Source organism: Bordetella flabilis (genome assembly GCF_001676725.1).
Taxonomy (GTDB): domain Bacteria; phylum Pseudomonadota; class Gammaproteobacteria; order Burkholderiales; family Burkholderiaceae_B; genus Bordetella_C; species Bordetella_C flabilis.
Map to the genome: position 1 here is coordinate 1,758,748 of NZ_CP016172.1, position 13,521 is coordinate 1,772,268.

General features: G+C 66.6%; 14 protein-coding genes. 10 read left to right on the forward strand and 4 right to left on the reverse strand.

Annotated elements, in window-relative coordinates; genetic code table 11:
- Positions 1-24: 24 nt before the first annotated feature.
- From BAU07_RS07710 to BAU07_RS27360, 3 genes are all read left to right on the forward strand, one after another.
- Positions 25-1,152: a cell division protein ZipA C-terminal FtsZ-binding domain-containing protein gene (locus tag BAU07_RS07710; RefSeq protein WP_066655605.1), complete on the forward strand. Its 1,128-nt coding sequence runs from the start codon at positions 25-27 to the stop codon at positions 1,150-1,152.
- Complete coding sequence (gene ligA / locus BAU07_RS07715) at positions 1,149-3,251, forward strand: NAD-dependent DNA ligase LigA (RefSeq protein ID WP_066655608.1); 2,103 nt, start codon at positions 1,149-1,151, stop codon at positions 3,249-3,251. Before BAU07_RS07710 ends, ligA begins: the two co-directional genes overlap by 4 nt.
- A 427-nt stretch (positions 3,252-3,678) precedes the next feature.
- Positions 3,679-4,182, forward strand: coding sequence for a VirK family protein (locus BAU07_RS27360; RefSeq protein WP_198168885.1), 504 nt, complete (start codon positions 3,679-3,681; stop codon positions 4,180-4,182).
- Positions 4,183-4,337: 155 nt separating this feature from the next.
- Here BAU07_RS27360 and BAU07_RS07720 read toward each other — a convergent pair whose 3' ends face one another.
- The 4 genes from BAU07_RS07720 to msrB are packed head-to-tail and all read right to left on the reverse strand — an operon-like array spanning position 4,338 to position 6,387.
- Positions 4,338-5,114 (reverse strand): peptidylprolyl isomerase, encoded by a 777-nt coding sequence (locus tag BAU07_RS07720; protein WP_066655615.1) that lies wholly within the window; start codon positions 5,112-5,114, stop codon positions 4,338-4,340.
- 10 nt (positions 5,115-5,124) lie between these two features.
- Positions 5,125-5,391: a BolA family protein gene (locus tag BAU07_RS07725; RefSeq protein WP_066655623.1), complete on the reverse strand. Its 267-nt coding sequence runs from the start codon at positions 5,389-5,391 to the stop codon at positions 5,125-5,127.
- Positions 5,392-5,401: 10 nt separating this feature from the next.
- Positions 5,402-5,992, reverse strand: coding sequence for a septation protein A (locus tag BAU07_RS07730; protein ID WP_066655625.1), 591 nt, complete (start codon positions 5,990-5,992; stop codon positions 5,402-5,404).
- Positions 5,989-6,387 carry a peptide-methionine (R)-S-oxide reductase MsrB gene (msrB, locus tag BAU07_RS07735; RefSeq protein ID WP_066655627.1) on the reverse strand — a complete coding sequence of 133 codons (399 nt, stop codon included), beginning with the start codon at positions 6,385-6,387 and terminating at the stop codon, positions 5,989-5,991. Before msrB ends, BAU07_RS07730 begins: the two co-directional genes overlap by 4 nt.
- A 51-nt stretch (positions 6,388-6,438) precedes the next feature.
- On the opposite strand from msrB, the gene BAU07_RS07740 reads away from it, so the two are divergent.
- From BAU07_RS07740 to BAU07_RS07770, 7 genes are all read left to right on the forward strand, one after another.
- Positions 6,439-7,116, forward strand: a complete 678-nt coding sequence (locus BAU07_RS07740) for an energy-coupling factor ABC transporter ATP-binding protein (protein WP_066655629.1) — start codon at positions 6,439-6,441, stop codon at positions 7,114-7,116.
- Positions 7,113-7,709, forward strand: a complete 597-nt coding sequence (locus tag BAU07_RS07745; protein ID WP_066655631.1) for an energy-coupling factor transporter transmembrane component T family protein — start codon at positions 7,113-7,115, stop codon at positions 7,707-7,709. Before BAU07_RS07740 ends, BAU07_RS07745 begins: the two co-directional genes overlap by 4 nt.
- Before the next feature lie 26 nt (positions 7,710-7,735).
- A complete protein-coding gene (locus BAU07_RS07750; protein ID WP_066655634.1) occupies positions 7,736-8,296 on the forward strand; it encodes a biotin transporter BioY in 561 nt (186 codons plus the stop codon).
- A 197-nt stretch (positions 8,297-8,493) separates the two neighbouring features.
- Entirely contained in the window at positions 8,494-9,654 is a 1,161-nt protein-coding gene (locus BAU07_RS07755; protein WP_066665026.1) for an ABC transporter substrate-binding protein, read from the forward strand.
- A 16-nt stretch (positions 9,655-9,670) separates the two neighbouring features.
- Positions 9,671-10,708: a branched-chain amino acid ABC transporter permease gene (locus BAU07_RS07760; protein ID WP_066655639.1), complete on the forward strand. Its 1,038-nt coding sequence runs from the start codon at positions 9,671-9,673 to the stop codon at positions 10,706-10,708.
- A 9-nt stretch (positions 10,709-10,717) separates the two neighbouring features.
- Positions 10,718-12,631 carry a branched-chain amino acid ABC transporter ATP-binding protein/permease gene (locus tag BAU07_RS07765; RefSeq protein WP_066655642.1) on the forward strand — a complete coding sequence of 638 codons (1,914 nt, stop codon included), beginning with the start codon at positions 10,718-10,720 and terminating at the stop codon, positions 12,629-12,631.
- Positions 12,628-13,437: an ABC transporter ATP-binding protein gene (locus BAU07_RS07770; RefSeq protein ID WP_084025485.1), complete on the forward strand. Its 810-nt coding sequence runs from the start codon at positions 12,628-12,630 to the stop codon at positions 13,435-13,437. The genes BAU07_RS07765 and BAU07_RS07770 overlap by 4 nt, the downstream gene beginning before the upstream one ends.
- Positions 13,438-13,521 lie beyond the last annotated feature (84 nt).

The window sequence follows — 13,521 nt, forward strand, 5'->3', positions numbered from 1 at the left end:
GCCGGAAAGGCGCGGGATTGATACATGAGTGATTTGCAGATCGGGCTGATCGTCCTGGGCGTCCTGCTCATATTGATGGTGCTGGGCTTCAACTGGTGGCAGGACCGCCGCGTGCGCCGCAAAATGCAGGCACATTTCCCGAGCAACGAGCACGATCCCCTGCTGGGCGCGGCGGGCAGCGATGCTGGCGCCGCCCATGGCGTGCCGCAGGCGCATGTGCCGCGGCGCGAGCCGGGGCTCGGCACGGCGGGCACGGCCGGCGGACCCGCTTCCGGGTTCTCGCCTGGCGCCCCGCATGCCGCGAACGGCCCGGCGCCGGCCGCGACGCACACGCATGGCGACGGTGACGACGGCGAAGAAGCGGACCCGGCTTCCGAGGTCGTGATCGAAGTGTCCTTCGCCGAGCCGGTGCGCGGCGCCGACCTCCTGTCCGTGACGCAAAGCATGCGCGCGGCCGGCCGCAAGCCCATGCGCGTGTTCGGCCAGACCGACGCGCAGCGCCATCGTGCCCGCCTGCGCCCCGACGAACATTACGTCGCCTTGCAGATCGCCGTGCTGCTGGCGAACCGTACCGGGCCGCTGACCGCCATCGAATGGTCACAGGCCTGGGCTCGTGCGCAGGATCTTGGCGAGCGCTTCGATGCGGCCATCGAGGGGCCGGACCAGCAGGCGGTGCTCGAACGTGCCGCCCGGCTGGACGATACCTGCGCGGCCCTGGATACCCAGGTGGGCCTGACCCTGCTGCTGGGCGGTGCGCAGCCCGCCGCCGAGGTGCTCGCGGTGGCGCGCGACCTGGGCTTCGTCCATGACGGCCCGCGCCTGGCGTGGATGTCGGACACCGGCCTTGCGCGCTTCACCCTGACGCGCGCCGATGGCGCTGCCTTCGATGCCGGCATGGGCGGCGTGGAACGGCTCAACCTGCTGCTGGACGTGCCGTGCAGCCCGCCGGATGAGCGCGCCTTCGGCCGCATGGTCGAGGTGGGCCGGCAATTGGCGCAGCGCCTGCGTGCGGAATTGGTCGACGACCAGGGCAAGCCTCTGGCGGACGCCTCCGTGACGGTCATCGACGAGCGCCTGCAGGTGCTGTTCGGCCAACTGGAGCAGGCTGGCCTGCGCGCCGGCAGCGAACGCGCGCTGCGGGTGTTCGCGTGAGCGCTGACAAGGCTTCGGCCGCGCAGGAAGAGATCGACCGCCTGCGCGTCGAGATCGAGCAGCACAATTACCGGTATTACGTCGAAGACGCGCCCGTCATTTCCGACGCCGACTACGATGCGCTCATGCGCAGGCTCATGGCGTTGGAGGCCGAACATCCCGAGCTGGTCACGCCGGAGTCGCCGACCCAGCGGGTGGGCGCCACGCCGCTGGCCGCCCTGGGCGCGGTCCGGCATGCGGTTCCCATGTTGTCCCTGGGTAACGCCTTCGATGAAGACGAGGTACGCGCCTTCGACAAGCGGGTCACCGACACCTTGCGTGCGGCCGGCCTGCTGGGTCCGGCAAGCCAGCCGGATTACTTCTGTGAACTCAAGCTGGACGGGCTGGCGATCAGCTTGCGCTACGAGAACGGCAAACTGATGCAGGCCGCGACGCGGGGCGACGGCCAGACCGGCGAAGACGTGACCGCAAATATCCGCACCATCCGTTCGATCCCGCTGCAGCTCAAGCAGGGCGCGCCACGGGTACTGGAGGTGCGCGGCGAAGTCCTGATGAACAGGCGCGACTTCGAACGCCTTAACCAGGCCCAGGCCGAACACGGTGAGAAAGTGTTCGTCAATCCGCGCAACGCCGCGGCCGGCAGCCTGCGGCAATTGGATCCGCGCATTACGGCGCGACGTCCCTTGCGCTTCTTCGCGTATGGCTGGGGCGAGGTGCACGGTCTGTCGGGCGGCCAGGCGGATCGCTTCGACGAACCCGCGCCCGGCACGCGCGAGGTCTCCACGCTGCCGCGCGAATCGCATGGCGCCATGCTGGAATGGCTGGCGCAGCTCGGTCTGCCGGTCAATGCGCAGCACAATCTGCGCGCGACGGGCGCGGATGGCTTGCTGGCCTTCTACGCGCGCGTCGGCAAGCTGCGCGCCACGCTGCCCTACGACATCGACGGCGTGGTGTACAAGGTCGACGCCTTGCCGGCGCAGAAGGTGCTGGGCTTCGTGGCGCGCGCGCCGCGCTTTGCCCTGGCGCACAAGTATCCCGCCGAAGAAGCCACCACGGCGCTGGTCGATATCGAGGTGCAAGTGGGCCGCACCGGGGCCATTACGCCCGTCGCCCGTCTGCAGCCCGTCTTCGTCGGCGGTGTCACGGTCACCAATGCGACGCTGCACAACGAGGATGAAATCCGCCGCAAGGACGTGCGTATCGGCGATACCGTCATCGTGCGCCGTGCCGGCGATGTCATCCCCGAGGTGGTCGGCCCCATCCTGGAAAAGCGTCCCGCCGACGCGCGCGAGTTCCGCATGGTGACCGCGTGCCCCGTGTGCGGCTCGGCGATCGAACGCCCGGAAGGCGAAGCCATCGCCCGCTGCACGGGCGGGCTGTTCTGCGCCGCCCAGCGCAAGCAGACATTGCTGCATGCCGCCGGACGCAAGGCATTGGACATAGAAGGCTTGGGCGAAAAGCTGGTCGATCAACTGGTCGAGCGCGATCGAATCAAGTCGCTGGCCGACGTGTACAGCCTGCGCGCGGAGGAGCTGGCCGCCTACGAACGCATGGGGACGAAGTCCGCCGATAATCTGGTTGCCGCCATCGATAAGGCGCGCACGCCGACGTTGGGCAGGCTGCTGTTCGCACTGGGCATACGCCACGTCGGCGAGAGCACCGCACGCGATGTGGCGCGCCATTTCGGCGACATGGATGCGATCATGAACGCCACCGAGGAGCAACTGCTGGAGGTGCCCGACGTCGGGCCGGCAGTGGCCGCCTCCATACACCGGTTCTTCGCCGAACCGCACAACCGCGACATCGTCGAGGCGCTGAAGCGCCAGGGCGTGCATCCCGTGGCAGAAGCCGCCGCCCGTAGCGGCCGCCTGGCGGGCAAGACCTTCGTGCTGACCGGCACCATGCCGAAATGGACGCGCGACGACGCCACCCGGCACATCCTGGCCGCTGGCGGCAAGGTCAGCGGCTCCGTGTCGAAGAAGACCGCTTATGTGGTCGCCGGCGAAGAGGCGGGCAGCAAGCTGGTCAAGGCCCGGGAACTTGGCGTGCCGGTCCTGGACGAAGACGGCTTGAAGCAATTGCTCGGCGTGACGGAGTAGGGTTACAGGAAACGGCCTTCGAAGGAGGCCCACCTGAAAGCGGCCTCTTGGAAAACCGGGCCCGGTAAACCGGGCGCCGATGTCCCAGTGCCGATGTCCGAGTGCCGATGTCCGAGTGCCGATGTCTCACTTCGGCGGCGAGCGACCGAGGCCCGGGTTCGTACTGATGGGTCGTGGCACTCGGGCAAGGGACGTCGCCGTTCCGCGCGGAACCAAATCCGCACCATCCTGCACAGACCGCGGCCGCACCGATACAACGAACCGGGCTTGCGCCGCCTGGGCCGCGGCGGCCCTCGGAGCAGACATGATTCACCCTACCCGCGTACTTGCGACTTCGAAGCCCCCCATGCGCGCGGCGTCGCCGACCCTGGCCAGGTATCGGCGCCGGCGTGGCGTTCCTGCCGCTATGCTTGCAGGCGCTGCATCTGTGCTGATCGGCGCACCCGCCGCCGCCCATGAGCTACCGACCTACCGGGCGTTGGTGGACGCCCTGATGGCTGGGCAATCCGTCACAGTGCTGCTGGATCTGGATCGTTGCTCAAGAGACGGCAGCGACGTGCGCGGACCCACAATACGGGGCGGCTCGCGCATCGTACGTTTCCTGATCCCGAACGAACAATACGTGGCCTTTGCCGACACGCACCCCACGCTGGACACGGAAGATCGCCCGGTTGTCGAATACATACGCTATCGCGCGATGCCGGACGGCCGTGTCACCGTACGCTTCGCGAGGCGGACTGGCTCCAGCGATGAAATTGCACCGCGCGGCCAGTTCCAGTGCCGCTTCACGCGGGGCGTGCGGTTCATCGCGGGCGAAGGGCCCCGGGCGCTACCGGCGCGTAGCCGTACCGACGCGCCTGTTCAGGCACCTGTACAAGGTGGACACACAGACGTCCAGCCGCACATAAGTCATTCCAATCCAAGCCGATAAACGCAACTGGCGCGCCGTCGGCAGGTGGGGCGGGCAGCGCTGGATCCGTGCGGCCCATGAAAAACACCCCAGGGCCGGACGGAGTGTCCGACGCTGGGGTGCAGTTCGAATCGCGAGGCTTCTGTTCGGCGGGGGGGCGCCGCGCCGTCATGGCCTTACTGGATCTTGGCCTGGTCGCGCAGGGATTTCTGGTAGTTGCCCAGCAGTTGCTGGCGCAGCATCTCTTCCAGTTGCGGACGGACCTGGTCCAGCGGCGGGAATTCCACCGGGCGGGTGTCTTCGACCTGGATGATGTGCCAGCCGTATTGGGTTTGCACGGGCTTGTCGGCCAGTTGACCCTTCTTCAGGGCGGTCACGGCCTGCGCGAAGGGCGCTACGTAGTTGGTGGCCGGGGCCCAGCCCAGGTCGCCGCCTTTTTCCGCGCTGCCCGGATCCTTGGAGTTTTTCTTGGCGGCGTCTTCGAACTTCAGCTTGCCAGCCTTGATCTGGGCCAGCAGGTCGTTGGCCGTTTTTTCATCCGAGACCAGGATATGACGGACCTGGTATTCCTGCTTGCCGGCCTGCTGTTGCTTGACGTTGTTGTATTCGTCCTGGATCTGCTTATCCGTGATGGGATGCTTTTGCAGGTAGTCGGCCATCAGGGCGCGGACCATGATGCCCTGGCGCGCCAATTCGATTTCGGTCTGCACATCGGGCTGCTTCGCAACGCCGGCCTTTTCGGCGGCCTGCACGAAGACCTGGCGATTGATCATTTCCTGCTTGACCTGTTCGCGCAATTGCGGCGAATCCGTCGCACCCTGGCTGACAAGCAGCTTGACGAACTGGTCCAGGCTTTTCTCGGTGATGGCCTTGCCATTGACCGTCGCCACATTCTGGGCAAAGACCGGAGCGGCAATCAGGCAGGCCGCCGCCAGCAGGATGATACGTTTCATGTAGTTCCTTTCAGGGAGTTCGAGTGTCCAGCGCCAGGGCATGGATGGGGTATGGCATCAAATCACCCAGGCGATCATACACCAGGCGATGCCGCGCTACGGCTGACAATCCGTTGAAGCATGTAGCAGTGATCCGCACCGTGAAATGCGACGCGCCGTTGCGGCTGCCGGCATGGCCGGCGTGCAGGTGCGAGTCATCCTGAACGTCGAGCGCCAGCGGGTCCAACGGCTGCAGGCGTTCGCGGATGAGTTCGGCGAGGTCGGTCGAATCGGTCATGGCTGGATACTCAGGGTTGGCCGCCGTTGCCGCCCGGCTTGTCGCCCGGCTCGCCGGCGCCCGCGGGCGCCTGCAGGTGCCGGCCCAGCCACACGGACTGCGCGATGACGAAGACGATCATCAGCCCCATCAGGCCGAATGCCTTGAAGGTGACCCATTCCGATTCGGAAAAATGGCCGGAGAAGGCGACATACAGGTTGACAGCGCCGGCCGCCAGGAAGAACAGCGCCCAGATGGCGTTGAGCTTGTCCCATACAGGTTCGGGCATGGCGATCTGCTTGTCCAGCAACCGCCGTATGAGATTGCGCTTGAATACCCAGCGCCCGATCAGCAGCGCGCCGCCGAACAGCCAATACAGTACCGTGGGCTTCCATTTGATGAAGACATCGCTGTGCAGCCACAGCGTGGCGCCGCCGAATATCACGATCACGCTGAGGTTGATCCAGTGCATGCCCTCGATGGGCCGCCCGGTGAGCTTCAGCCACAGGATCTGCAGGATCGAAGCCGTAATGGCGACCGCGGTCGCCGTATATATGCCGGCGTAGCGGTACGCGATAAAAAACAGCAGCAGCGGAAAGAGGTCGAACAGGAACTTCTTCATTCTTCAGCGGGTTCGAATTTCATTGCGAGGGAGTTGATGCAATAGCGCCTGCCGGTCGGCGGCGGACCGTCTGGAAAAACGTGGCCGAGATGGGAATCGCACACGTTGCACAATACTTCGGTGCGCACCATGCCATGGCTGGTGTCGCGCTCTTCCCTGACCAGGTCGGGGCCCAGGGCCTCGTAATAGCTGGGCCAGCCGCAACCCGCGTCGAATTTGGTGTCGGAAGCGAACAGGGCAGTACCGCAGGCAACGCAGCGATAGATACCGGGCGTCGTGGTGTCCCAATAGCGCCCGGTGAAGGCCCTTTCCGTCCCTTTTTGGCGGGTGACGAAGAATTCCTCCGGGGACAGCACGGCGCGCCATTCGGCGTCGGTTTTGCGTACTTTTTCCATATCTGCTTTAGAGTCCGAAGCGGGACATAGGTTCGGGCATAATCGCGCCCCATGTTAATCGAGTTTGATCAGGCCGTCGTGAAGACGCCCCGGGCGGAAATCCTGCATGGGGTGAGCGCGGTGCTGTCCGAACGCCGTATCGGCATCGTCGGGCCCAACGGAGCCGGCAAGAGCACCTTCGCGCGCCTGATCAATGGACTGGTCCTGCCGTCCAGCGGCGCGGTGCGCGTCAATGGCAACGACACGCGCGAGGCGACGCGCATGGTGCGCCGCGATGTGGGTTTCGTATTCCAGAACCCGGAGAACCAGATTGTCTTTCCGATCGTACGCGAAGACATGGAATTCGGCCTGAAAAGCCGGGTTCCGGACAAGGCCCTGAGGCAGGCGCGGGCGGCCGCCCAACTGGACGCGCTGGGCGTCGGCCATCTGGCGGACCGTGCCAGCCATACGTTGTCCGGCGGCGAGTGCCAGCTCGTGGCCTTGGCCGCGGTGCTGGTCATGCAACCGAAGATGGTGGTGTTCGATGAGCCGACCACGCAACTGGATCTGCGCAACCGCAACCGGGTGCGTGCCGCCATCGCGCAGCTCGATTGCGCCGCCATCGTCGTCACTCATGACCTGGAATTGCTGGACGACTTCGACCGGGTGCTGGTCATCAGCGAGGGGCGTGTGGCCGCGGACGGCACGCCGGCCGCCGCGCTGCGCTGGTATCGGGAGCATTGCGCATGATGGAGCCGCTCTACACGGACGGCCGCAGCGCGCTGCATCGGGCGCCTGCCGGCGCCAAGCTCGCAATTCTCGTGGCCGCGGGGATGGCGTTGTTCGCCGTGCATCGCCTTGACGTGCTGGGCGCCGCCTGCGTCGTGTCCGCGCTGCTGGTTGCGTCCTCTGGCGCAAGTGCGCGTACGGTATGGGGCCACCTGCGCGCACTGGTGCCGGTGCTGGCGGTGGTCGCGGCATTCAGCTGGTATTTCGAAGGTCCGTCGCGCGCGGCGGAAATGCTGCTCAGGGTCGGCACGCTGGTCGGCCTGGCGTTGGCGGTCACGCTGACCACACGTACCACCGCGCTGATCGCGGTCTGCGAGCGGGCGTTGCGTCCGCTGGAGAAGCTGGGGTGGATCGACGCCGGCCGCGTCGCCCTGGCGCTGGCCCTGACGCTGCGGTTCATACCGGAAATCTGGCGCAACTACCAGGATATCCGCGAAGCCCAGGCCGCCCGCGGCCTGGGACGCAATGCCCTGGCGCTGGCCGTGCCCCTGCTGGTGCGCACGCTCAAGCGCGCCGATGAAGTGGCCGACGCGATAGACGCGCGCGGCGGTTGATCGAAGACCCGTACAGGAGAGCGCGCATGCGCACCAAAGACACCGTTACCGTCGCCATGTTCGCTGCTTTCATCGTGGTGCTCAGCCTGGCGCCTCCGATTCCGGTGCCGGCATTGCCGGTTCCCGTCACCTTGCAGGCGCTGGGGGTGATGCTGGCCGGATGCATGCTGGGGCCGGCGCGCGGCGCGGCGGCCGTGGGCCTGTATTTGCTGTTGGCGGCGATCGGCTTGCCGGTTCTGCCGGGGGGGCGCGGCGGACTGGGCGTGTATGCCGGGCCGACCGGTGGTTTCCTGCTCGGCATGCTGATCGGCGCCGCGGTATGCGGCTGGATCGCGGGCCGGGTCGCAAGGGCGGAATCGTCCACGGTCCGGGCGCTGCTGGGCTACCTGCTCGCCGCGCTGGGCGGGGGATTGGTGGTGGTTTATGCCGTCGGCATACCATGGCTGGCCGCCGTGACCGGCATGACGCTGGGCAAGGCGGCGCTGGCGATGGCGGTGTTCGTGCCGGGCGACGTGGCGAAAGCCGTGCTGGCGGCAATCGTGTCGCAGCGGGTGCGCCGCGTGTGGTCATTCGCCGGGGCGCAATAATCGCCCCGGCCGCGGGGAGCGGTATGCGAGCTCTCCAAGGCGGCACAACCGTCCATCGATATGCCCGCCCGACCCTTTTGGATGGGTTATTTGATACGGTTTTAAACCTATAATCCGATTTTCTGTATACCTTCCCGAACACCTATTCATAAGCTGTCGCCCGGCGCAAGGCACGGGCCTCTCTGGAGACTCACATGATGCAATCCAAGCATAAGGCCCGGACGTTCGCCGCGGGGCTGCTCCTGGCTTTGCCCCTGGTGGCGCATGCGCAGATCAAGGTCGGCGTGACACTGGCCACCACCGGCCCGGCCGCGTCGCTGGGCATTCCGGAGCGCAACACCGTCGCCTTGCTGCCCAAGGAAGTGGCCGGCCAGAAGATCGATTGGATCGTGCTGGACGACGCCACCGATACGACCCAGGCGGTGAAGAACGCGCGCAAGTTCATCAGCGACGACAACGTCGATGTGGTGATCGGCACCTCCGTGACGCCCGGGTCCCTGGCCATGGTGGACGTGGCGGGGGAAACCCAGACGCCGATGATCAGTGTCGCCGCCAGCGTGAAGATCGTCGATCCGGTCGAAGGCGCCCGCAAGTGGGCCTTCAAGACCCCCCAGAACGATGCCCTGATGGCCAGCGCCCTGGCCGACGCCATGGAAAAGGCGAAGGTGAAGACGCTGGGCTTCATCGGTTTCTCGGACGCCTACGGCGATAGCTGGCTGCAGGAAATCCGGAACGCGACGGAGAAAAAAGGCATCAAGCTGGTCGCCACCGAAAAATACGGGCGTACCGACACCAGCGTCACGGGCCAGGTCCTGAAGCTGGTCGGTGCGCGTCCGGATGCGGTGCTGATCGCTGGCTCGGGCACGCCCGCGGCCCTGCCGCAGAAAGAACTGCGCGCCCGCAATTACGGCGGCCTGATCTACCAGACGCACGGCGTGGCCAATGGCGACTTCCTGCGCGTCTGCGGCAAGGACTGCGAAGGCATGCTGCTGCCCGCCGGCCCGTTGCTGGTCGCCGAACAACTGCCGGACGACAACCCGGTGAAGAAGTCCGCGCTCGCCTACGTCGCTGCCTATGAAAAAGCCTACGGCGCCGGCTCGGTCAGCACCTTCGGCGGCCATATGTGGGATGCCGGGCAACTGGTCCTGGCGGCGGTACCGGAGGCGCTCAAGAAGGCGAAGCCGGGCACGCCGGAATTCCGTGCCGCGTTGCGCGACGCGCTCGAAGGCGTGCACAACCTGGCCGTGTCGCAAGGCGTATTCAATATGAGCGCCACCGACCACGCCGGCTTTGACAAGCGCGCCCGCGTCATGGTCAAGGTCCAGGGTGGCAAGTGGGTGTACCAGCCCGGGCTGTAGGCTGCAGCACCCTTCGATGGACTCCTCGATCGCTCTGATCCTGCTGCAGGATGGCGTCGTGACCGGCGCCATCTATGCCCTTTTGGGCATGGCCCTGGTGCTGGTGTTCGCCGTCACGCGGGTGATCTTCATTCCGCAGGGGGAGTTCGTCGCCTTTGGCGCGTTGACGCTGGCGATGCTGGTGGACGGCAAGCTCCCGGGCACGGCTTACCTCCTGCCCCTCCTGGGCGGCGTGGTGTTCCTGCTGGAACTGGGCCGCGCCTGGCGCACGCGCAACGCAGCGGCCCTGCCCAAATCCTTCCTGGCCTGCGTGCTCCTGCCCGCGCTGTTGTACTGGGTCACCGTGCGGCTCACCGGCGCCGATACGCCGCTGTGGCGCAACATGCTGCTGACCCTGTTGTTGATCGTACCGATGGGACCCATGGTGTACCGCATCGTCTACCGGCCTCTGGCCGAGGCGACCGTGCTGGTGCTGCTCATCGTCTCCGTGGCGGTGCATTTCGTCCTGGTCGGGCTGGGTCTGCTGTTCTTCGGCGCCGAAGGGTGGCGCACGCCCGCCTTCGTCAGCGGGCAGGTGGAGTTCGGCGCCATGTCCTGGTCGGCGCAGAGCCTGTTCGTCGTGGCGACCTCGGCGATCCTGATCATTGCCCTGTGGCTGTTCTTCGGCAAGACGCTCTATGGCCGCGCCCTGCGCGCCACCGCGGTGAACCGGCGCGGGGCCCGGCTGGTGGGCATCAGCAGCGATATCTCGGGCAGCATTACCTTCACGCTGGCGGCCCTGATGGGCGCAGTCTCCGGCATGCTGATCGCCCCTGTGACCACCATCTATTACGACACCGGCTTTCTCATCGGGCTGAAGGGTTTCGTCGGCGCGATTATCGGCGCGCTGGCCAGCTATCCGGTCGCGGCGGCCGGTGCGCTGCTGGTCGGCCTGCTGGAATCGTTCTCTTCGTTCTGGGCCAGCGCCTACAAGGAAGTGATCGTGTTCACCCTGATCATCCCGGTGCTGCTGTGGCTGTCGCTGCGCAGCAAGCATACGGACGCCGAGGAATAAGGGCGCGACATGAAGACCTCCGCGCGCCGTCGCCTGCCCGTTGCGATATTCGTCCTGATCCTGGCGGCGCTGCCGCTGCTGCCGCAGACGCCGGAATTCTGGATCACGCAGTTGAATTACATCGGCTTGGCCAGCCTGGTGGTGCTGGGACTCGTGGTGCTGACCGGCGTGGGCGGCTTGACTTCATTCGGCCAGGCGGCCTTCGTCGGAATCGGCGCGTACAGCACCGCCTGGCTGACGACCGCGCAGGCCTGGTCCCCATGGCTGGCGCTGCTGGCCGGCCTGGTGTTGACGGCGGCGATCGCCTGGATGCTGGGGGCAGTCACGCTGCGACTGTCCGGGCACTATCTGCCCTTGGGCACCATCGCGTGGTGCCTGGCCTTGTTCTACCTCTACGGCACGGTGGACGCGCTGGGGCGGCATGACGGCATCGCCGGGATTGCCCCGCTGGAGGTCTTCGGCGTGTCGCTGGCCAGCGGTCGCCACATCTATTACCTGATCTGGCTGCTGGCGCTGCTGGCGGTGTGGGCTACCCGCAATCTGCTGGACTCGCGCCCGGGCCGGGCCATCCGCGCGCTGCGCAACGGGGCGGGCATGGCCGAATCCATGGGCGTGAACACGGGCCGGTACAAGGTCGTCATCTTCGTCTACGCGGCGCTGCTCGCCTGCGTCTCGGGTTGGCTGTATGCCCACATGCAGCGGGCCGTCAGCCCCAGCCCCTTCGGCCTGAACTACGGCATCGAATACCTGTTCATGGCGGTGGTGGGCGGCGCCGCGTACGTATGGGGCGCCTTGCTGGGTTCGGCCATCATCCTGCTGCTGAAGGACCAGATCCAGAACGTCCTCCCGCACCTGCTGAACACCACCGGCAATTTCGAGCTGATCGTCTTCGGCATCCTGTTGATCCTGATGCTGCAGCACGCCCGCGATGGCGTATGGCCCATGCTGGTCGCGGGGTGGCGCCGTCTCGCGGGCGGGCAGGCCGGCCGCCGCGATGGCCCGCCGCCGCCCGTGGCGGCCCAGCTGCCGCGCCGTGCCCGACCTGCGACAGGCGAGTGCGTGCTGGATGTCCAGGCCATCCGCAAGACCTTCGGTGGCCTGGTTGCGGTCAACGATATTTCCTTCCAGGTGCGTGCCGGCGAGATCATGGGGCTGATCGGTCCCAACGGCGCGGGCAAGAGCACGACCTTCAACCTGATCACCGGCGTGCTGCCCGCCACCCGCGGTGGCGTCAGCTTCATGGGGGAACGCATCGAAACGCTGTCCGCGCGCGACATCGCGCGGCGCGGCGTGGGTCGGACCTTCCAGCACGTACAACTGCTGCCCGGCATGACGGTACTGGAGAACGTCGCGCTGGGTGCGCATCTGCGGGCGGACGTGGGCGTCCTGGCCGGCGCGCTGCACATCGAGCGCGGGCGCGAGGCCAGCCTGTTGTATGAGGCGGCGCGGCAGTTGCAGCGCGTCGGCCTGGGCGACTGCCTGTACGAGCAGGCGGGCAATCTGGCCCTCGGGCAGCAACGCATCCTGGAAATCGCGCGTGCGCTGGCCGGAGACCCTATCCTGCTGCTGCTCGACGAGCCGGCCGCGGGATTGCGCTACAAGGAAAAGCAGGCGCTGGCGCAAGTGCTGGAGCAGTTGCGCGACGAGGGCATGAGCATTCTGCTGGTGGAACACGATATGGACTTCGTCATGCGGCTGACCAATCACCTGGTCGTCATGGACTTCGGCACCAAGCTGGCCGAAGGCGTGCCCGTCGACATCCAGCGCAATCCTGCCGTCCTGGAAGCCTACCTGGGCGGGCTGGACGATGATGACGCGGCGGCGCCCGCGCCGGCGCATACAGGCGCCGCCTCCGCATCCGCCTCCGCGCAGGCTTCGTCCGTCACCACCCTCGATGTGGCCACCAAGGGAGACATCCGATGAGCGATGCCGCGGTATTCCCGGCGACGGGCGGTGGCGCCACGACCGCCTCCTCCGGAGCCGGCCATGAGGCGCCGCTGTTGCGGGTAGAGGGCCTTGCCGTGCGCTACGGCAAGGTCACGGCCCTGTCGCCGGTATCGCTGAATGTCCCGGCGGGCAGCATCGTCACGGTCATCGGCGCCAACGGTGCGGGCAAGTCCACGATGCTCAATGCCATCATGGGTGCCTTGCCCATTACCGGGCAGGCGGTGGGCGGCGTGCATTTCGCCGGCCAGCCGGTATCGGGGTGGCCGGTGGAGCGCCGCGTGGCCGCCGGCATGTCGCTGGTGCCGGAACGACGCGAACTGTTCGCCAGCATGTCGGTGGAAGACAATCTACTGTTGGGCGGCTTCCGGCGCTACCGCATGCGCGAAGCGGGATGGCGCGACAGCATGCAGGACGTTTATGAACTGTTTCCCAGGCTCAGGGAACGCCGGACCCAGCAGGCCGGCACCTTGTCCGGCGGCGAACGGCAAATGCTGGCGGTGGGCCGGGCCCTGATGGCCAAGCCGCGACTGCTGATGCTGGACGAACCCAGCCTGGGCCTGGCGCCGCGCATCGTGCGGGAGATCTTCCACATCATCGCGCGGCTGCGCCAGGCCGGCGTATCGATCCTGCTGGTGGAGCAGAACGCCCGCGCCGCCTTGCAAGTGGCCGACGAGGGCTATGTACTGGAAACCGGCGAGGTCGTCCTGTCCGGGCCGGCCACGGAACTGGCAGGTAATCCGCGCGTGGTGGAAAGCTATCTGGGTCTGGGCAAGGCTGCCTGACGGCCGCCTGGCCCGCCAGCCATCGGAACATCGGAAGTGCAGCCTTCAGATGCCGAACAGGTTCCCGGCTTTATCCTGATGCCC

Bases quoted from the DNA above. Each gene is read 5' to 3' on its own strand.
- BAU07_RS07710 (WP_066655605.1), top strand. From the start codon at position 25: ATGAGTGATTTGCAGATCGGGCTGATCGTCCTGGGCGTCCTGCTCATA.
- BAU07_RS07720 (WP_066655615.1), bottom strand. From the start codon at position 5,114: ATGAAACGTATCATCCTGCTGGCGGCGGCCTGCCTGATTGCCGCTCCG.
- BAU07_RS07725 (WP_066655623.1), bottom strand. From the start codon at position 5,391: ATGACCGATTCGACCGACCTCGCCGAACTCATCCGCGAACGCCTGCAG.
- BAU07_RS07730 (WP_066655625.1), bottom strand. From the start codon at position 5,992: ATGAAGAAGTTCCTGTTCGACCTCTTTCCGCTGCTGCTGTTTTTTATC.
- msrB (WP_066655627.1), bottom strand. From the start codon at position 6,387: ATGGAAAAAGTACGCAAAACCGACGCCGAATGGCGCGCCGTGCTGTCC.
- BAU07_RS07740 (WP_066655629.1), top strand. From the start codon at position 6,439: ATGTTAATCGAGTTTGATCAGGCCGTCGTGAAGACGCCCCGGGCGGAA.
- BAU07_RS07745 (WP_066655631.1), top strand. From the start codon at position 7,113: ATGATGGAGCCGCTCTACACGGACGGCCGCAGCGCGCTGCATCGGGCG.
- BAU07_RS07750 (WP_066655634.1), top strand. From the start codon at position 7,736: ATGCGCACCAAAGACACCGTTACCGTCGCCATGTTCGCTGCTTTCATC.
- BAU07_RS07755 (WP_066665026.1), top strand. From the start codon at position 8,494: ATGCAATCCAAGCATAAGGCCCGGACGTTCGCCGCGGGGCTGCTCCTG.
- BAU07_RS07760 (WP_066655639.1), top strand. From the start codon at position 9,671: ATGGACTCCTCGATCGCTCTGATCCTGCTGCAGGATGGCGTCGTGACC.
- BAU07_RS07765 (WP_066655642.1), top strand. From the start codon at position 10,718: ATGAAGACCTCCGCGCGCCGTCGCCTGCCCGTTGCGATATTCGTCCTG.
- BAU07_RS07770 (WP_084025485.1), top strand. From the start codon at position 12,628: ATGAGCGATGCCGCGGTATTCCCGGCGACGGGCGGTGGCGCCACGACC.